Source organism: Pseudonocardia sp. D17 (genome assembly GCF_036984265.1).
Lineage (GTDB): Bacteria > Actinomycetota > Actinomycetes > Mycobacteriales > Pseudonocardiaceae > Pseudonocardia > Pseudonocardia benzenivorans.
Genome location: NZ_BPRG01000241.1, coordinates 203,226 through 220,649 on the forward strand (window position 1 = coordinate 203,226; position 17,424 = coordinate 220,649).

Here is a 17,424-nt window from a genome sequence, read left to right on the forward strand (position 1 = left end):
GCGGCCCCGTTCATCTCATCAATGTTCCTGTTGCCACCGTACCTTGCGCACGGCCGACCGTGCGACGTGGCATCGATGGTGTGACCGGGAATGGTCCGCTGCGGCCCCGCTACTGGAATCATCCGACCCATGCCCGAGCCGTTCCTGTCGTACCTGCGGGTGTACGAGCCCCTGCGGGTGTTCGACGGCCCCACCGGCGTGCCCGTACGGGAGGCGCTGCGCCGCGGTGCGGTGGAACCGCACGATGCCGGGCGCCGCGACCGTGACCAGTGTCTCCGTGCGGCCCTGCGCTCACGCCTGCTCCCCGGCGACGACGGGGCGGGCGGCGAGCTCGACGTGGTGGTCACGACGTCGGAGGCGGGCGACCGGCTCGTCTGCCCGCTCGACACGCGGCCGCGGGCGGCGGCGGCGGTGCTGGCGTTCCTCGCCGAGGAGCTGCCGGTGCTGCGGGCGGCGGCGCTGCCCGTCGCCGAGGCCGCGGCCCGCCGCGGTGCCGAGGCCGCGCTGACCGAGATCGGGGACGGCGCGGCGCACGTCGTGACATCGGCGTGGACGGTGCCGCTGCCGTGGTTCGCCCTCGTCGATCCCGCACGACGGCGACTGCGGCTCGACTCCCCGCGCCGGGTGCACTGGCAGGTGCCGATCGGGACCGCCATCGCGCGGGCCGAGCGCGCGGAGAAGATCGTCCGTTCCGGGATCGGCGACGAAGGGCCCGCCGAGGTGCTCGCCGAGACCGCCGGCTGGCTCGGCCGCTTCGACCGGGAGTCGGTCGTCGAGCTGGACTACGGCGGCCTGGTCGAGTTCATCGACGACGACACCCTGCGTGCCGACGACTCCGCCCGCCTCGTCCAGGACGCCCTCCAGGCCCTGCACGACGGCGACGGCGACACCGCCCAGGCCTGCTACGAGCGGCTGCGCGAGTTCTGGGGCGCCGTGGCGGGGCGCCGGCGGAACGGCTGAGCCGAGACCCGCGGCAGCGGGTCAGGTCCGCAGCCCCGACTGTGCCGCGCGGCCCGGCGGCGTCGCGTCGTCGGCCTCGATCGAGTCGGGGTCGATGCGGGCGGGTGCGGCGCGTTCGTCGACCCCCGCGACGAGTTCCGCGTCGACCGGCACCGACCGCTTGACCAGTGCCAACGCCACCGCGCCGAGCTCGTGGTGCAGCGTCACCGTGCCGACCCGCCCGACCGGCCTGCCTCCGTTGACGACCGGGTCGCCCGGACGGGGCAGCTCCTCGTCACCGGCGTCGAGGTGCAGCAGCACCAGCCGGCGCGGGGGCCTGCCCAGGTTCGCCACCCTCGCGACGGTCTCCTGCCCGCGGTAGCAGCCCTTGGTCAGGTGCACGGCCGAGCCGATCCAACCGACCTCGTGCGGGATCGTGCGCTCGTCGGTGTCGACACGCAGCCGCGGCCGCAGCGCCTCGACCCGCAGCGCCTCGAAGGCCATCGTCCCGGCGGCGCGGGCACCCGCGGCGGTGAGCCTCGCGAACCAGGCGTCGCGTTCGGCGCGCGGGACGACGACGTCGGCCGCGTCCTTGCCCGGCCACGGCATGCGGCGCACGAACCCACCCCCGGCGAGCGCCAGCGCGCCCACCCCGTCGGGCACCGGCACCCCCGCGGCGGCCAGCACCGTCGGCGTGTCGGGTCCGACGACGCTCAGCACCGCCAGCTCGTCCGTCGCGTCGCGGGGTTCGACCTTCGACCAGAAGACCATCTTGGTGAGGTACCCGAGCAGCTCGGCCGCGTCGTCGGGCTCGACGTCGAGCCACACGGTGTCGCCGACGTGCGCGACGACCATGTGGTGCAGCACCCGGCCGTTGATGTCGAGGACGAGTGCCTCCGTGCCGGTGTCCCCGGGCAGCTCGCTGACGTGCTGGGTGAGCAGCAGGTGCAGCCAGCTGAGTCGGTCCTCGCCGGGGACCGCGAGCACGCCGCGGTGGCTCCGGTCGACGACGGCCGCGCCGCGCGCCATCGCACGCTGCTCGGCGAGGGGGTCGCCGCGGTGCGCGGGGACCCGTGCGTCGGGGTCGTGCGGCGCGTCCGCGGGGACGGTGTCCGTCGAGTCGGTCACCGGTCGGTCTCCTGTTCGGTGCTGTCCGTGGGGTCGGCGTCGGCGTCCTCGGCGCAGTCCGCGCACCGACCCGAGAGGGCGACGTGCGTCGCGTCGAGGGTGAAGCCGGACTCGTCGCGCAGCCGGGCGGCCAACTGGTCCATCAGGTCGGTGGGTGCCTCCGCGACCGAGCCGCAGTGGTGGCACACGAGGTGCACGTGCTGGTGCTCCTGCTCGGAGTAGGTCGGCGCCCCGTGCCCGAGGTGGGTGTGGCGGACCAGGCCGATGCGTTCGAGCAGCTCCAGCGTGCGGTAGATCGTCGTGATGTTGACGGCCGGGGCCGTTTCCTGGACGCGCGTGCAGATCTGCTCGGGCGTCGCGTGCCCGAGTGCGCGGACGGCGTCGACGACGAGCTGACGCTGTGGCGTCATGCGCAGGCCGCGCCGGTGCAGCGTCTGCCGCAGCGAGGTGTCCACACCCCGATCGTAGGCGCTCACCCGCGGCGACGGCCCGCGATCGCCGACCAGGCTGCGCGGTGGCGGCGGCCGTGTGGGTGGGGCACTCTCGGCCTCGTCGCCTGCCGACCACGACCTCCGGGGCCTGCCTCGGGTGTACCGCTCTGCTCCGTCCGGGTGAACGGCCTGCGGCCGCGACGGTAGGCTCGGCATCTCGACGGGTGGCCTCGGGAGGTTTGCGATGACGGCTGACGGTGCGGACCGCTCGCCCGGTGCCGCGCAATTCGACGTCGTGTTCCGCGGCTACTCCCGCCGCCAGGTCGACGAGCACATCAGCCGGCTCCATCGCGTCCTCGCCCGGATGCGTGCCGACCTCGACGCGGCGCAGGGCGCCCGATCCGCGACTCCACACCCCGCGGCCACACCGCAGCCCCAGGTCGACCCGATCGACGGCATGTCCGACCGGATGAAGAGCATCCTCGAGCACGCGGAGAAGGAGGCCGAGGAGATCCGTGGCCGGGCCAGGACGGCCGCTGACGCGGCGCGCCGGGAGCTCGACGACCTCCTCCGCCGTCGCGACGCCGTCATGCGCGACCTGACCCGGATGCGCGGTGAGCTCGACGACCTGCGCTCCGGCTCGCCCGAGAACCGTCCGGCGGCGACCGCGTCGTCACCGAGGATCGCCGCCGCGCCACCGATCCCGGCCCCTCCCGCCGGGTCCGGTGCGGCTGCCGGCGCGGCGATCGCGGGCAGCCCGCACGGCGTGTCCGGCGGATCGGCACCTGCGAAGGGCGGGTCGGCTGCCGGTGCGACGTCCGAGGCGGGGTCCGAGGCGGCGACGCGGGCGAACCGGGTGCCGTCCGGGCCGGCGCGGCAGGCTGGGGCGGAGGCGTCCGAAGCGGGGACGGACCGGACCCGGGCCGGTGCGGGCGTACAGCGGCCCGGGGGGTCGGCGAGCTCGAACCGGGCGCCGTCCGGTCCCGGATCGACGCACCGGTCCGGTCCAGGTGCGGCGCCGTCCGGTGGGCCGGTGCCTGCGAAGGGCGGGTCGGCGTCCGAGCCGACCGGGTCGAACCGGGTGCCGTCCGGAGGATCGACGCCTGCGAACGGCGGATCGGCTCCCCGCTCGGCGTCCGAGGCGGCGACGAGGGTGAACCGGGCGCCGTCCGGTCCAGGGCCGCAGCAGGGCGGTGCCGGGGCAGCCCCGTCCGGGGCGTCGGCTCCCGCCCAGGCGTCCGAGGCGGCGGCGCGCGTGGATCGTGCTCCGGCTGGTTCGGGTGCGGCGCAACGTTCCGGCTCGCCCGCTGTGTCGCAGAAGCAGGCCGCTCGGTCCGCGGTGCCGCAGAAACCGGCCGGTCCGTCGGGGGTGCCGCAGAAGCCGGGCGCTCCATCTGGTGCGTCGCAGAAGCCGGCGAGCCCGTCGGGTGGGTCGTCGAGGCCGGCGGGCCCGTCCGGTGGACCGCAGAAGCAGGTCGGTCCGTCCGCGGTGCCGCAGAAGCAGACCGGTCCGTCTGGTGCGTCGCAGAATCCGTCGTCGCGGCCCGTGAGTCCTTCGGGTGGGTCGCAGAAGCCTGCGGTTCCGTCCGGTGGGCAGTCGAACCCTGCGGGGCCGTCCGGCGCGCGGCCGCAGAAGCCGGCCATGCCGTCCGGCGCGTCCTCCCCGGAACCTCGTGTGGCGCAGAAGCCTCCTGTGGCGCAGGGTCCCGGCTCCGGGCAGCAGCCGGGGACGGGGCAGGGGGCCGGTTCCGCGTCGTCGGACCACCGGGGTTCGGCGCCGCGTTCATCCTCGGCGGCCGGAACCACTGCCGGGCCCGCCGAGCGCAGAGGACGGTCGTCCGAGTCGTCGCGCGCGGGAACCCCGGGCCCGGCTGCCGGCCGCGGTGGCCCGACCCCGGCACAGATGCCGCAGCGCCCCGCGCAGCAGAAGCCCGCCCGCCAGACACCGACCCAGCAGAAGCCCGATCGGTCGGAACCGGTCCGGCAGGAGGCGGCTGCCCAGCAGCGCCCCGCCGCGTCGCGACCCGTGGCCGCGCAGCAGAAGTCGCCGACGCGACCCGCGTCGGCCGGGCCGGTCGACACGGCAGGTGCCGGGCAGCGATCCGGCACGGCTGAGGACAAGGGCGCCAAGGAAAGCGCCGGGGGAGCGGCGGCCCGGACCGCGCAGGAACGCCGGTCCCAGTCGTCCGGCGGCGGCACGACGGTGTCGATGCGCCCCGAGGGTGACGTCGCCGAGGCCGCCGACCTGTTCCGGCCCGCGTCGGAGGCATCGAAGGCGCCCGTGGCCGGGGAGGCGTCGGCGACCCGGAATCCCGTGCCGACCGACGTGCCCTCGAAGCCACCTGCCACGGTCCGTGAGGACGCGGACGGGTCCGCGCGCACCACCGGATCGGCTGAATCGTCCACGCGCGGCGCGGGCGGGGGTTCCCCGGCGGCGACGTCCCCGCCCCCGGCAGCAGACACCGACGCAGCTGGACCGGATGCGTCGGCGTCGTCGAAGGACGAGTCGCGCACGTCAGAGACCTCGTCCAGGGCGAAGAAGGGTGGGCCGGGCCCCACCGCGGCCGGCACCTCCGGGAAGGCCGGGCGCAGCGCGGACACCGACGACGGTGCACGCGCGGGCGGATCGGTCTCGAAGTCACGCACCGGGTGACAACGGTTGCGCAGGGTGATGTGACCTGGCGTACCGTGCGCGACCATGCTGTCGCCGTTCTCGGCCGATGCGCCTGCGCTGCACGGCGTCCCGATCGGCTGGCTGGTGCTCGCGGGCCTGGTGGTCGTGCTCGCCGCTGTGCTCGTGATCGTGGCGCTGCGTCGTCGGAGGCGTCGTCGGGCTGCCGCGTCGACCGCTGCCGCCGCGACCACCGGCGCACCCGCCGCGATCCCCGACGCCGGGAACGCTTCGGAGCCGGTCGCGCGACCCGTCGAGGTCGGTGCGGCACCGGGCGGAGGGCGCGAGGACGGTCCGGCCGGCAGCCGTGAGCCGGGAGCACCGGCCGAGGCCGCCGACGCCGCGGCACCGGACGGGGCGGCACCGGACGGGGCGGCACCGGACGGGGCGGCACCGGGCGAGGCCGCAGCCGACTCGGTCACCTCGGTCGGCGCGACCGTGTCGTCCCTGCCCACCCCGCCCGCGCCCGCCTCGTCCGCCGACGGGGGCCCGGAGCAGCGCCCGCGGACGGTGGGCGACCTGGCCGCGGTGCGCGATGTCGACACGACGCCGTTGCCGATCCGGTCCGACGTCCTGCTGATGCGTGCCGCCGCCCGGCAGCAGGCGGGGACGTCGGCGCAGGTGCGGGTGCCTTCGTCCGGTCCGGGTGGGGCGGTGCCGGCGCAGGCGACGTCGGCGGACTACGCCGCACCATGGCTGCGCGTCGACCTGACCCTGCCCGCTGCCGAGTCCGCGGCGGATCGGCGGGGGAGCGGTGCGACCTCCGGCGGCGGCACCCCGGCCGCCGGGAACGACCTCGGCGGCGGCACCCCGCCGGCGGGGGACGAGCCCGGCGCCGGCGCCCCCGGCGCCGGGCTCCGTCCGCTAGGAAATGACGGCCCGCCCAGGAACGACGGTCCGCCCAGGAACGACAGCCCGCCCAGGAACGACAGCCGGCTCGGGGTCGACAGCCGGGCCAGGGACGACAGCCCGGTCGAAGGCGCGAGCCCGGGCGGAGACGACAGTTCGTCAGAGACCCGGACCCCCGGCACCGGAGCCAGTGGGGAGGCCGGGCCTGCCGCGGCCGGGACGCGAGCCCGGGACACGGAGACGGGGCCCACCGGAGCCGAACTCCGAACTGCCGCAACCGATACGGGCCCTGCCGCAAACGATACGGGCGCCGCCGCAACCGATACGGGCGCCGCAACCGAGACCGGTGCCGCCGCGACAGACATCGGCGCTGCCGCTCCTTCCGGCGGCGCTGCCGCAGGGCATGTCGGCGCTGCCGCGTCCGAGACCGGCCCGGTGGCCGGGACGCGTTCTCCCGCAACGGGACCGGGATCCACCGGAGCCGCGCGTCGACCCGCCGTCGCCAAGTTCGGCGCTGGTCCGTCCGAGATCCCCGGTGACGAGGCGAATACCGCAGCCGCCCCGGCACCGCCGGTCGCCCCGCTCGTCTCCCCGGCGGGCACGGTCGACGCGGCCGGACCGCCCACCCCGCCGCAGGCTCACACTGACGCACCTGCCGATCCCGTCGTCGGTCTGACCGCCCCCGAGCGGTCACCGTCGGCGGGTGCCGGAAAGTCGCTGGCCGATGCCGTCGCGAGTGCACTCGCGAGCCGGTCCTCGGCCGACCGCCCGGACCGGCCCGAGCCCGCGCCCCGACCGGCCGACGTCCGCGACCGGTTGCTCGCCGTCCTGCTCGACCAGCCCGACCAGGCGATCGGCGCCGCCACCGAGCTCGATCGGGTCCGCAGCCAACTCGACCGCCTCGGCGCCGCGGTCCGGCACGAGCAGGACGCCCTGGCGGGCCTGGTCCGCCGCCTCGCCGCGGCGGGTCTCGCCGACGTCCAGATCGCCGAGCTTGCGGGCATTCCTCTCGCCGAGGTCGCCCGTCACCGCGCCGCGGATCGCGACGCCGCAGTGCGTGATGCCGGGCGCCGCGAGGACCGCTGACCCGCACATCGGCACTGCCCCGAGGCATGTCCAGCCCGCTCTGCGCGCCGGCGCGTGTCCTGCAGCGGGACGGGACCCTCCGCCGGACGGCAGGGGGACGGTCAGCCGGCGATGCGGTGCAGCCGGGCCGACAGGTGCGGCTGCAACGGCTGGCCCATCATGGCCCGCTCGTCGACGTAGGCGAGGTCCCCGCCCTCGACGAGGCCGTAGAGCCGGTGCGAGCCGGTGACCTCCTTGGCCGTGGCGGTGCGCGCGACGGCGTCGGTCTCGATCTCCCACGACGTGAGCGTGCGGGCCTTGCCGTAGAAGATCTCGATGATCCCGGTGGCGTGCGCGATCAGCACCTCGAGCGTGCCGTCGGGCTGCGGGCGCCAGAAGCCGGTCTCCCGCGCGGCGGGCCGGATGACCTTCCCGTCCTCGTCGAGCAGCCACGCGCGGGCCTCGTAGCCGACGAACGGGCGCCCGTCGTGGGAGAACACGAGCTGCTGGCCGAAGTGGTACGGGCCCTCGATCGTCGGGTAGACGACCTCGCCGGTGCCGCGCCACGCCCCGATCAGCGGGAGCAGGCCGAGGCACGCCTCGTTGAGGTCGGGGCCCTCGCGCAGGTTCGCGGTGTCGTCGGGGACCGGCAGGTCCTCCCAGCGGGGACGATTGCGCTGCGGGGAGTCGGGTGCGGCGTTGGCGGGACCCTGGATCGTCGTGCCGAGCCCGTCCGGGTCGCGCGCGTCGTCGCCGGGGGTGCTCATGACGTCCCGTCCTGGTGAGGGGCGGAGGTGAACAGCCGGCGCAGCAGGACGCCGGTGAAGCCGGCGATCCCGAGGCAGACCGCGATCAGCAGTACGGTGAACATCCAGTGCACGGGCGCGGAGCATAGTCGCGCCGACGGTCCGGGACGCCGAACGCCGCCCCGGACGGCAGGTCCGGGGCGGCGTTCGTGACGATCGGAGCCGGGATCGGCCCGTCAGGCGACGGCGACCTCGGTCTGGTGCAGGCCGGGGCCCTCGGCGGTCAGGACGGCCTCGCCGTTGCCCGAGCGCGACAGCGCGCGGACGGTCCAGGTGCCGGGCGCGGCGAAGAACCGGAAGTCGCCCGACGCCGAGGAGACGACCTCGGCGGTGAACTCGCCGGTGCCGTCGAGCAGCCGGACGAAGGCGCCCCCGACGGGGGCGCCGCCGGCCACGACGCGTCCGGCGAGGACGGTCTGCTTACCGAGATCGGTGCCCACGGGCAGCGACACGGCCTGGTCGGGTGCTCCGCACATCAGGCGCTCGCCCCCAGCTCGATCGGCACGCCGACGAGCGAGCCGTACTCGACCCAGCTGCCGTCGTAGTTCTTCACGTCCTTGTGGCCCAGCAGCTCACGCAGGACGAACCAGGTGTGCGAGCTGCGCTCGCCGATGCGGCAGTAGGCGATGACGGCCTTGTTGCCGTCGAGGCCGGCCTCGCCGTACAGGGCGGTCAGCTCCTCGTCGGACCTGAAGGTGCCGTCCTCGTTGGCCGCCTTGCTCCACGGGACGTTGATGGCGCCCTTGACGTGGCCACGACGCTGCGAGACCTCCTGCGGCAGGTGCGCCGGGGCGAAGATCTTGCCGGAGTACTCGTCGGGGGAGCGCACGTCGACCAGGTTCTTCACGCCGATCGAGGCGACGACCTCGTCGCGGAAGGCACGGATCGACAGGTCGGCGTCCTTGGCGGTGTAGCTGGTCGCCTTGCGCTCGGGGACCTCGGTGGTGAGGGTGCGCCCGTCGAGCTCCCACTTCTTGCGGCCGCCGTCGATCAGCTTGACGTTCTCGTGGCCGTACAGCTTGAACTCCCAGTACGCGTACGCCGCGAACCAGTTGTTGTTGCCGCCGTAGAGGACGACGAGGTCGTCGTTCGAGATGCCCTTGGCCGAGAGGACCGCCTCGAAGTCCTCCTTGCTCAGGACGTCACGACGGACGGGGTCGGTGAGCTCGGTGGTCCAGCTGAACTTCACGGCGCCGGGGATGTGGCCCCCGTCGTAGGCGGTGGTGTCTTCGTCGACCTCGACGAAGACGACGCCCTCCGCTCCGAGGTTCTTCTCGGCCCAGTCCGTCGAGACGAGGACGTCCTCGCGGCTCATGCGGTTGCTCCTTCTGCGGTGTGCGGGTTGCGGGCCCGGAGACGGGCCCGGATACGTGCGATCACGGTGTACATCTCGCAGCCCAGGCAGAAGCCGAAGGCCGCGTTGAGGAAGGCCGCCGCGAGCGCGAGCGCGGTGGCCACGATGCCGAGCGTCGTCAGCCCGGCGAGGTATCCGACGGTCGCGACCGCCGCGAACACGAATCCCACCAGTTGGGAGAACCGCACGGGGGCGGCGTCCTCACGTTCGGCGGGCGGTCCGAGGCGGCGGGCGAGCAGGGCGCGGTACAGCAGCGAGTAGGGCGCGAAGCGCATCCCCGCGAAGGCGCCCAGCGCGAACACGACGGCCTGGGCGCCGGCGAGCCAGCCGCTGCCGGAGAGCAGGACCAGCACGAGGACGACGGTCGTGACGGCCGCGGCGAAGCGGACGCCGCGCGGGTCGAGCCCGGGCTCGGCAGAGGTGGAACCGGATCCCGCCGCGGGCGCGGCAGGGTCGACCGGAGCGGGCATGGGTGACTCCTGGTGACGGACGGACGTCGGTCGTTGCCGGCACACGCGGGCCCCCCGGACGTGCGGGGAGGCGTCAGCGGGCCGACGTCAGGAGACGCGACACAGGCAGCTGCCGACGCGGCACAGATCGACTGCGCGGCGTTTGGTCAGCGGCCAGTTCACGGCACGAGCGTAACCGAGGATCCCGCTGACCGGGAACGCCCGGTCGAGCGGGCCGGACAAGCGCGGGGCGTCACGACGCCGTCGTGGCGGGTCATCCGGCCAGCGCCGGGGCCAGCGCGCGCACCAGCTCGGGGCGCCTCGGCACCCCGGAGACGCGCAGCAGCTCGGTGCCCGCCCTGTCGAACGCGACGACGGTGGGCGTGCGCATGATCCCGAGCTCGGCAGCCACCTCCGGGCGGTCGGCGACGTCGACCTCGACGTGCACGAGGCCGGGGGTGCTGTCGACGAGCTCGCCGAGCAACCCTGCCGTCTGCCGGCAGGGTGTGCAGACCGGCGACGACACCTGCAGCAGCAGGACGCGGTCGTCGAGACCCGGTTCGTGTGCCGCGAGCGCCCACCCCGACCCGGGTGGGGACGCCCCGGGTGTGGCGAGCCGCACACGCCCGGCCCGGGCCCGCAGCACCAGCCCGACCACCGTGGCCACGACGAGCACGCCCACGACGACCACGATCCCGACGGTGTTCACAGGACCTCAGAACGCTCGTGCGGGCCGGGCCATTCCGCCGTTCGGCGGCATCAGCCCTCGGAGGTGGGTGCCGGGGTGGAGCCGATCGTCAGGTTCTCGACGGTGCCGCTGATCTCGATCGTGCCGTCGCGCGGGCGCAGCAGCCGCGGGGTGACCTCGAAGGGCAGCGTGCCGGGGTCGAGGGAGAAGGAGAACCGCTTCTTCACCGCGGACACGACCGCGGCCGGCAGCGGGAGCGGCTTGCCGTGCCCGTCGTCGACCCGCACGTCCTGCGGCACGACCTGGATGTCGCGGCCGTCGAGCAGGAACGAGGAGATGACGGCGACCTCCTTGGACCCGATCCCGGGCAGCGTCACCGTGCCGACGACCCGGGCCGCGGAGTCGGTGTCGACGCCCAGCAGCGACGAGGAGGCGCCCTCGTCGACCCGGTCCTTCAGCGTGCCGTAGTCGATGTTCTCGATCCGCATCTTGCTGACGCCGGGCAGCAGGCGTTCGAGGTCGTCGGCGTCGATGCGGGCGGTGCCGTCGGCCTCGCCCACGACGAGCGACTTGGGGCCGGAGCCGAGCAGCATCGACAGCGGGGCGTCGACGTCGCGCAGCTGTGCCATGATCTCCACCTCGCGTAGCGGCCCGATGGGGATGCGCTTGGCGTCGACGTCGACGCTGCGGTACGTGCCCGAGATCGCCTGGGTGAGGAACGGGAAGCCGTTGATCCGGACGTCGGGGTCGTCGGCGAGGCCCAGCTGCGTCCGCATCTGCCGGGAGACGGCCGACTCCGTGATCGCGGCTGCGCCGTAGTCGGCGGCCAGGAGCACCCCGGCCAGCACGACCAGCGCGATCAACAGTCGCTTCACTCCGACCTCCGACGCGGACGACAGGACCCGACGACGGTAGTCGCCGGGTCCGGACGCACGTCGGGAAGGGTGCCCACGGCCCGTGAGGTGCGCCGCGATCTCCGCACACCGCAAGGCCGACCCGTTATGGTTACCGGGTTCCGCGTGGTGGTCCCGACCTGGTCGCGCGGAGGTGGTCGTCGGGCGGACCGGCTGCCGCCGCCGTGGGGCGAGCGCCGCGCGTACATGCCGGCGGCCCGGTCGCGCCCCGGCGGAGAGGAGGCCGGTGGTGGAGCTCCTGCTGCTGACTGCCGATCCCGATCCGGGATCGGTGCTGCCCGCACTCACGCTGCTGCCGCACGGGGTGCGCACCGCCGCGCCCGAGGTCGCCGCGCTGCTCGATGCGGGCCCGCACGACGCGGTGCTCGTCGACGCCCGGACCGACCTGGTCGCCGCGCGCAGCCTGTGCCGGCTGCTGGGCAGCACCGGGACCGACGTCCCCGTCATCGCGATCCTCACCGAGGGCGGGCTCGTCGCCGTCTCCGGCGAGTGGGCCGTCGACGAGATCCTGCTCCCGGCCGCCGGGCCCGCGGAGGTCGACGCGCGGCTGCGGCTGCTGCGCTCCCGCCCGGGTGGCGACGCGGCGAGCGCCGGCGGGGCGCTGGTCCTCGGCGAGCTGGTGATCGACGAGGCCACCTACTCGGCGCGGCTGCGCGGGCGGCTGCTCGAGCTGACGTACAAGGAGTTCGAGCTGCTCAAGTACCTCGCCCAGCACGCGGGCCGGGTGTTCACCCGGGCCCAGCTGCTGCAGGAGGTCTGGGGCTACGACTTCTTCGGCGGCACCCGCACCGTCGACGTCCATGTGCGACGGCTGCGCGCCAAGCTGGGCAGCGAGCACGAGCAGATGATCGGCACGGTCCGCAACGTCGGCTACAAGTTCGTCCGGCCGGCGCGCAGCGCGATGGGTGTGCCCGCCGGTGTCGACGACCAGTCCGAGGACGACGAGGAGGACCACCGGGTCGTCGAGGTCGGGGCGGAGCGCGACTGAGCCGTTCGTGCGGCGCGTCCGTCGGTACCGCCGCGTAGGGTCGGGACCATGACGGGTGCCGCGACGCTGTCCACATCGGACCGGCTCGACGAGGCCGACGTCGCGGCGGTGCGCACGCTCGCCGACGCGGCGACGGCGGCCGACGGGATCGAGCCCCTCTCCGAGCAGGTCATGGTCAACCTGCGGCACGCGCGTGCCGGGGTCACCCATCTCGTCGCGACGGGCGCCGACGGCACGATCTCCGGCTACGCCCAGCTCGACTCCTCCGGCGGCGACGCCACGTCCGCCGAGCTCGTCGTGCATCCCGGGTACCGCAGGCGCGGCATCGGCACCGCGCTGGTCGAGGCCGCGCTCGCCGCCGCCACCGGCACGTTCGACGTCTGGGCCCACGGCGAGCAGCCCGGCGCCGAGCGGATCGCCGCGACGCACGGGCTGAACGCGGTGCGCGAGCTGTGGCAGATGCGCCGCGAGCTGGCCGAGCCGCTGCCCCCGGCGTCGTTCCCCGAGGGGGTGACGCTGCGGGCGTTCGACCCCGCACACGACGAGGCGGAGTTCCTGCGGGTGAACAACGCCGCGTTCGACTGGCACCCCGAGCAGGGCGGCTGGGGCCACGAGCAGGTGGCCGAGCGCGAGGCGGAGGCGTGGTTCGACCCGGCGGGCTTCCTGCTCGCGGTCGAGGACGGGCGGCTGCTCGGCTACCACTGGACGAAGGTCCATCCCGCGGGCCCGGCCGGACCCGCGATCGGCGAGGTCTACGTCCTCGGTGTCGACCCCGCGGCGCACGGCCGCGGCCTCGGCGGGGCGTTGACGATCGCGGGACTGGAGCACCTGCGCGAGAAGGGCCTCGATGCGGTGATGCTCTACGTCGAGGGCGACAACGCGCCCGCCGTCGCGGTGTACCGGAAGCTCGGGTTCACCCTGTGGCGCAAGCATGTGATGTACCGCCGCTGATCATCGTTCACCCCGGCGCAACCCGTCCGGAGTGATGATCGACGCTGGTCACGGAGCTGCCCGAGGTTCCACCTCGGGGACGGCGACGCGCACCACCGGTGATGAGTTCATTCCGCGTTCATCTGATCGGGGGTGGCTGTCCACCCGACCTGCCTACCGTCCTCCGCGAACGGCCACCCCGAGCCGTGCAGACGTAGTTCAAGCGGAGGATTTTCGTGAAGCTCCAGCGCCACGGGCTCGTGGTCGCTCTGGCGGCGGCGGGTGCGATCCTGCTGGCCGCGTGCGGCAGTGACCCGAACAGCGGCTCGGGTGCCGCCGCCGGCTCGTCGTCGGCCAACTCGCCCGCCGTCGACTGCAACGGAAAGGCCAGCCTGAACGCCGAGGGCTCCTCGGCGCAGAAGAACGCGATGGACGTGTTCGCCCAGGCCTACCAGGCCAAGTGCACGAACGCGAAGATCGCCTACAACCCCACCGGCTCCGGCGCGGGCGTGAAGCAGTTCAACGCCGGGCTCGTCGACTTCGGCGGCTCGGACTCGGCGCTCAACGCGACGAACGGTGAGACCACGGCCGCCGCGGCGCGCTGCCAGAACAACCCGGCCTGGAACCTGCCGATGGTGTTCGGGCCCGTCGCCATCGGCTACAAGGTCAACGGCGTCAGCTCGCTGACCCTGACCGGCGAGGTCGCCGCCAAGATCTTCAACGGCCAGATCAAAACGTGGGACGACCCGGCCATCGCCGCGCTCAACAGCGGCGTGACCCTGCCGGCCGAGCCGATCAACGTCGTCTTCCGGTCCGACGACTCGGGCACCACCGACAACTTCCAGAAGTACCTGAAGGCGTCCTCGAAGGGTGCCTGGACCCAGGGCGACGGCAAGAAGTTCAACGGTGGCGTCGGCTCGGGCGCGCAGGGTTCGGCGGGTGTCGCGCAGGCGCTGGCCGGCACCGAGGGCTCGATCGGCTACGTCGAGCTGTCGTTCACGCAGGACAACAAGCTGGACATGGCCAAGATCGACAGCGGGTCCGGGCCGGTCGAGCTGACCGACGCGACCGTCGGCAAGGCGATCGCCGGTGTCACCGTCACCGGCCAGGGCAACGACCTGGTCCTCGACCTGACCAAGACCTACGCCGGCCCGCCCGCCGGCTCCTACCCGCTGTTCCTGGCGACCTACGAGATCGTCTGCTCCAAGGGCTACGACGCCGCCACCGCGACCGCGGTCAAGGCGTTCCTCACGGTCGCGGCCACCGACGGCCAGGCCAACCTCGCCGCCGCGGGCTACGCCCCGCTCCCGGCGGAGTTCCAGCAGAAGCTGCTGACCGCCGTCCAGGCAATCGCCTGACGTCGGACACCGCTGGCAGAATCACGGAGGCTGCTACATCGTGAGCGACCCGACCGTGACGGGCGGCCCCACCGGGATCGGCGAACCCGCCGACCGGTGGGGCAGTTCCGTCTCCGCCGCAGTCCCGGAGGCCGGCATCCCCGCCACCGAACCGCCGCCCCCCGACCAGGGGTCCATCGGCGCCACATTCGTCCAGCGCGGCGACCGGATCTTCCGGTTCCTCGCGACGGGCTCGGGTGTGTTCATCGTCGCCCTGATCGGCGCGATCGGGCTGTTCCTGCTGATCCAGGCCGTCCCGCCGCTGCTGCAGAACCACGCGAACTTCCTGACCAGCAGGCAGTTCGAGGCGGGTGACCCGAACAACCTCAGCTTCGGCATCCTCGACCTGCTGCTCGTCACCGTCGAGGTGTCGGTCTTCGCTCTCGTCCTCGCCATGCCGCTCGGCCTCGGCATCGCGCTGTTCCTCACCCAGTACGCGCCGGCCCGGGTGGCGCGGCCGTTCGGCTACCTCGTCGACCTCCTCGCCGCGGTGCCGTCGATCATCTTCGGCCTCTGGGGCCTGTTCGTGCTGGCGCCGGCGATCCAGCCGTTCGCGGTCTGGCTGGAGACCCACCTCGGCTGGTTCTTCCTGTTCTCGCCGGGCAACGTCGGCATCGCGGGCGCCACCGTGTTCACCGCCGGCATCGTGCTGGCGGTGATGATCCTGCCGATCATCACGGCGATCAGTCGCGAGGTGTTCGCCCGCACGCCGCGCGCCCACATCGAGGCGGCGCTGGCGCTGGGTGCGACGAAGTGGGAGGTCGTTCGGATGACGGTGTGGCCGTTCGGCCGCGCCGGCTACGTCAGCGCGTCGATGCTCGGCCTCGGCCGGGCGCTCGGCGAGACGATCGCACTGACGATCATCCTCGCGGCCACCCCCAGGATCTTCACGGGCAGCCTGTTCGACGGCGGCGCGACCTTCGCGTCGAAGATCGCGCTGTCGTTCGCCGAGCTCAACAACAACCTGTCGGCGGGCGCCTTCATCGCGGCCGGCCTGGTGCTGTTCGTGCTCACGTTCCTCGTCAACGCGGCCGCGCGCTGGGTCATCAACCGGTCGGGAGCCAAGGCATGAGCCCCGCCGGCGCACTTGTTCCGGGGGCGGCGGCATGAGTACCTCGGTCGATCTCGACAAGTCCGCCGTCGAGCCGACGTTCGTCGGCATCAGCGGCGGTCGCAGAGCGCGCAACGCGCTCGCCACCGGCCTCATGACGCTGGCCTTCCTCATCGCGCTGGTGCCGCTGGTGTGGGTGGTCTGGACCGTCGTCAGCAAGGGCCTGGCACCCGTACTGACCGGGCACTGGTGGAGCGAGTCGCTCAACGGCCTGCTGGCCCGTCAGCAGGGCGGCGGCGCGTACCACGCGATCGTCGGGACGCTGCTGCAGGGCCTGGTCTGCGCCGTGCTCGCGACGCCGATCGGCATCATGGTGGCGATCTACCTCGTCGAGTACGGCGCGGGCACGAGGCTCGCCCGGGCCACGACGTTCATGGTCGACATCCTCACCGGCGTCCCGTCGATCGTCGCGGCGCTGTTCGTCTACGCGGTGTGGATCTCGATCTTCGGGCTGCCGCGCAGCGCGTTCGCCGTGTCGCTCGCGCTGGTGCTGCTGATGGTGCCCGTCGTCGTCAGGTCGACCGAGGAGATGCTGCGCATCGTCCCGGACGACCTGCGGGAGGCGGCGTACGCGCTCGGCGTCCCCAAGTGGAAGACGATCGTCAAGGTGGTCATCCCGACGGCGCTGTCGGGCATGCTGACCGGCATCGTCCTGGCGCTCGCGCGCGTCATGGGCGAGACCGCGCCCGTGCTGATCCTGGTGGCGTACGCGCCGTTCATCAACTTCGACATCTTCCAGGGCAACATGGCGTCGCTCCCGCTGCTGATGACCGTCGAGCGGTCCAACCCCACCGACGCCGGCGCCGACCGGCTGTGGGGCGCGGCGATCACGCTGATCCTGATCATCACCCTCTTCCAGCTGCTGGCGGCCTTCCTGTCCAAGGTCACCGCCCCGAAGACGAAGTGAGAGAGAGCTCCCGGTGGCCAAGCGCCTGGACCTGAAGGACGTCAACATCTTCTACGGCAGGTTCCACGCCGTGGACAACGTCACCCTGTCCGTCGCCCCGCGCAGCGTGACCGCGTTCATCGGGCCGTCGGGCTGCGGCAAGTCGACCGTGCTGCGCACGCTCAATCGGATGCACGAGGTCATCCCCGGTGCGCGCGTCGAGGGCGAGGTCCTGCTCGACGGCGAGAACATCTACGGCTCGTCGGTCGACCCGGTCGGTGTGCGCCGCACGATCGGCATGGTCTTCCAGCGGCCCAACCCGTTCCCGACGATGTCGATCCGGGACAACGTGGTCGCCGGGCTGAAGCTGCAGGGACGCAAGAGCAGGAAGGAGCTCGACGAGGTCGCCGAGCGTGCCCTGCGGGGTGCGAACCTGTGGAACGAGGTCAAGGACCGGCTCACCAAGCCGGGCGGCGGCCTCTCCGGCGGTCAGCAGCAGCGGCTCTGCATCGCCCGCGCGATCGCGGTGCAGCCCGACGTGCTGCTCATGGACGAGCCCTGCTCGGCGCTCGACCCGATCTCGACGCTCGCGATCGAGGACCTGATCGCCGAGCTCAAGACCGAGTACACGATCGTCATCGTCACGCACAACATGCAGCAGGCCGCGCGGGTCAGCGACCAGACGGCCTTCTTCAACCTGCGGGCCACCGGCGAGCCGGGCCGGCTGGTCGAGATCGACGACACCCCGAAGATGTTCTCCAACCCCACCCAGCAGGCCACCGAGGACTACATCTCCGGTCGCTTCGGCTGACGCCGTC

General features: G+C 73.5%; 18 protein-coding genes. 9 read left to right on the top strand and 9 right to left on the bottom strand.

All coding sequences use genetic code 11. From position 1 onward, the window contains the following. Nucleotides 1-129: 129 nt before the first annotated feature. Nucleotides 130-960, top strand: a complete 831-nt coding sequence (locus PSD17_RS34470) for a hypothetical protein (protein WP_013672656.1) — start codon at nucleotides 130-132, stop codon at nucleotides 958-960. 21 nt (nucleotides 961-981) lie between these two features. On the opposite strand, the gene ygfZ is transcribed toward PSD17_RS34470, so the two are convergent. Continuing rightward, nucleotides 982-2,067 carry a CAF17-like 4Fe-4S cluster assembly/insertion protein YgfZ gene (gene ygfZ / locus PSD17_RS34475; RefSeq protein WP_339126284.1) on the bottom strand — a complete coding sequence of 362 codons (1,086 nt, stop codon included), beginning with the start codon at nucleotides 2,065-2,067 and terminating at the stop codon, nucleotides 982-984. Beyond that, nucleotides 2,064-2,522 (bottom strand): Fur family transcriptional regulator, encoded by a 459-nt coding sequence (locus PSD17_RS34480; protein ID WP_041759204.1) that lies wholly within the window; start codon nucleotides 2,520-2,522, stop codon nucleotides 2,064-2,066. Before PSD17_RS34480 ends, ygfZ begins: the two co-directional genes overlap by 4 nt. Nucleotides 2,523-4,401: 1,879 nt before the next feature. Between PSD17_RS34480 and PSD17_RS34485 the strand changes: the two genes are divergently transcribed. Beyond that, nucleotides 4,402-5,151 (top strand): hypothetical protein, encoded by a 750-nt coding sequence (locus PSD17_RS34485; protein WP_339126285.1) that lies wholly within the window; start codon nucleotides 4,402-4,404, stop codon nucleotides 5,149-5,151. A gap of 45 nt (nucleotides 5,152-5,196) precedes the next feature. Next, complete coding sequence (locus tag PSD17_RS34490; RefSeq protein ID WP_339126286.1) at nucleotides 5,197-7,104, top strand: hypothetical protein; 1,908 nt, start codon at nucleotides 5,197-5,199, stop codon at nucleotides 7,102-7,104. Between the two features lie 101 nt (nucleotides 7,105-7,205). Here PSD17_RS34490 and PSD17_RS34495 read toward each other — a convergent pair whose 3' ends face one another. The 7 genes from PSD17_RS34495 to PSD17_RS34520 all read right to left on the bottom strand — a co-directional run bounded on the left by PSD17_RS34495 (nucleotide 7,206) and on the right by PSD17_RS34520 (nucleotide 11,255). Next, a complete protein-coding gene (locus PSD17_RS34495; protein ID WP_339126287.1) occupies nucleotides 7,206-7,850 on the bottom strand; it encodes an FABP family protein in 645 nt (214 codons plus the stop codon). A gap of 215 nt (nucleotides 7,851-8,065) precedes the next feature. Then, a complete protein-coding gene (locus PSD17_RS34500) occupies nucleotides 8,066-8,365 on the bottom strand; it encodes a DUF1416 domain-containing protein (RefSeq protein WP_339126288.1) in 300 nt (99 codons plus the stop codon). Further along, nucleotides 8,365-9,204 carry a sulfurtransferase gene (locus tag PSD17_RS34505; RefSeq protein WP_103383956.1) on the bottom strand — a complete coding sequence of 280 codons (840 nt, stop codon included), beginning with the start codon at nucleotides 9,202-9,204 and terminating at the stop codon, nucleotides 8,365-8,367. Before PSD17_RS34505 ends, PSD17_RS34500 begins: the two co-directional genes overlap by 1 nt. After that, on the bottom strand, nucleotides 9,201-9,713 hold the full coding sequence (locus PSD17_RS34510; RefSeq protein WP_339126289.1) for a DUF4395 domain-containing protein: 513 nt from the start codon (nucleotides 9,711-9,713) through the stop codon (nucleotides 9,201-9,203). Before PSD17_RS34510 ends, PSD17_RS34505 begins: the two co-directional genes overlap by 4 nt. Nucleotides 9,714-9,800: 87 nt before the next feature. Beyond that, a complete protein-coding gene (locus tag PSD17_RS35550) occupies nucleotides 9,801-9,875 on the bottom strand; it encodes an Ms5788A family Cys-rich leader peptide (RefSeq protein ID WP_374754887.1) in 75 nt (24 codons plus the stop codon). A gap of 91 nt (nucleotides 9,876-9,966) precedes the next feature. After that, nucleotides 9,967-10,383 (bottom strand): thioredoxin family protein, encoded by a 417-nt coding sequence (locus tag PSD17_RS34515; protein ID WP_234027672.1) that lies wholly within the window; start codon nucleotides 10,381-10,383, stop codon nucleotides 9,967-9,969. A gap of 68 nt (nucleotides 10,384-10,451) precedes the next feature. Further along, nucleotides 10,452-11,255, bottom strand: a complete 804-nt coding sequence (locus tag PSD17_RS34520; RefSeq protein ID WP_339126290.1) for an LmeA family phospholipid-binding protein — start codon at nucleotides 11,253-11,255, stop codon at nucleotides 10,452-10,454. A 268-nt stretch (nucleotides 11,256-11,523) separates the two neighbouring features. On the opposite strand from PSD17_RS34520, the gene PSD17_RS34525 reads away from it, so the two are divergent. The 6 genes from PSD17_RS34525 (at nucleotide 11,524) to pstB (ending at nucleotide 17,417) form a co-directional block, all read left to right on the top strand. Continuing rightward, complete coding sequence (locus PSD17_RS34525; protein ID WP_013672668.1) at nucleotides 11,524-12,282, top strand: winged helix-turn-helix transcriptional regulator; 759 nt, start codon at nucleotides 11,524-11,526, stop codon at nucleotides 12,280-12,282. A 48-nt stretch (nucleotides 12,283-12,330) separates the two neighbouring features. Further along, entirely contained in the window at nucleotides 12,331-13,233 is a 903-nt protein-coding gene (gene mshD / locus PSD17_RS34530) for a mycothiol synthase (RefSeq protein WP_339126291.1), read from the top strand. A 215-nt stretch (nucleotides 13,234-13,448) separates the two neighbouring features. After that, entirely contained in the window at nucleotides 13,449-14,570 is a 1,122-nt protein-coding gene (gene pstS, locus PSD17_RS34535) for a phosphate ABC transporter substrate-binding protein PstS (RefSeq protein WP_339126292.1), read from the top strand. A gap of 175 nt (nucleotides 14,571-14,745) precedes the next feature. After that, on the top strand, nucleotides 14,746-15,681 hold the full coding sequence (pstC, locus tag PSD17_RS34540; RefSeq protein WP_041760332.1) for a phosphate ABC transporter permease subunit PstC: 936 nt from the start codon (nucleotides 14,746-14,748) through the stop codon (nucleotides 15,679-15,681). A 34-nt stretch (nucleotides 15,682-15,715) separates the two neighbouring features. After that, a complete protein-coding gene (gene pstA / locus PSD17_RS34545; protein ID WP_013672672.1) occupies nucleotides 15,716-16,627 on the top strand; it encodes a phosphate ABC transporter permease PstA in 912 nt (303 codons plus the stop codon). Between the two features lie 13 nt (nucleotides 16,628-16,640). Next, a complete protein-coding gene (pstB, locus tag PSD17_RS34550; RefSeq protein ID WP_013672673.1) occupies nucleotides 16,641-17,417 on the top strand; it encodes a phosphate ABC transporter ATP-binding protein PstB in 777 nt (258 codons plus the stop codon). Nucleotides 17,418-17,424: the final 7 nt, after the last annotated feature.

Bases quoted from the DNA above. Each gene is read 5' to 3' on its own strand.
- PSD17_RS34470 (WP_013672656.1), top strand. From the start codon at position 130: ATGCCCGAGCCGTTCCTGTCGTACCTGCGGGTGTACGAGCCCCTGCGG.
- PSD17_RS34485 (WP_339126285.1), top strand. From the start codon at position 4,402: ATGCCGCAGCGCCCCGCGCAGCAGAAGCCCGCCCGCCAGACACCGACC.
- PSD17_RS34490 (WP_339126286.1), top strand. From the start codon at position 5,197: ATGCTGTCGCCGTTCTCGGCCGATGCGCCTGCGCTGCACGGCGTCCCG.
- PSD17_RS34495 (WP_339126287.1), bottom strand. From the start codon at position 7,850: ATGAGCACCCCCGGCGACGACGCGCGCGACCCGGACGGGCTCGGCACG.
- PSD17_RS34500 (WP_339126288.1), bottom strand. From the start codon at position 8,365: ATGTGCGGAGCACCCGACCAGGCCGTGTCGCTGCCCGTGGGCACCGAT.
- PSD17_RS34505 (WP_103383956.1), bottom strand. From the start codon at position 9,204: ATGAGCCGCGAGGACGTCCTCGTCTCGACGGACTGGGCCGAGAAGAAC.
- PSD17_RS34510 (WP_339126289.1), bottom strand. From the start codon at position 9,713: ATGCCCGCTCCGGTCGACCCTGCCGCGCCCGCGGCGGGATCCGGTTCC.
- mshD (WP_339126291.1), top strand. From the start codon at position 12,331: ATGACGGGTGCCGCGACGCTGTCCACATCGGACCGGCTCGACGAGGCC.
- pstA (WP_013672672.1), top strand. From the start codon at position 15,716: ATGAGTACCTCGGTCGATCTCGACAAGTCCGCCGTCGAGCCGACGTTC.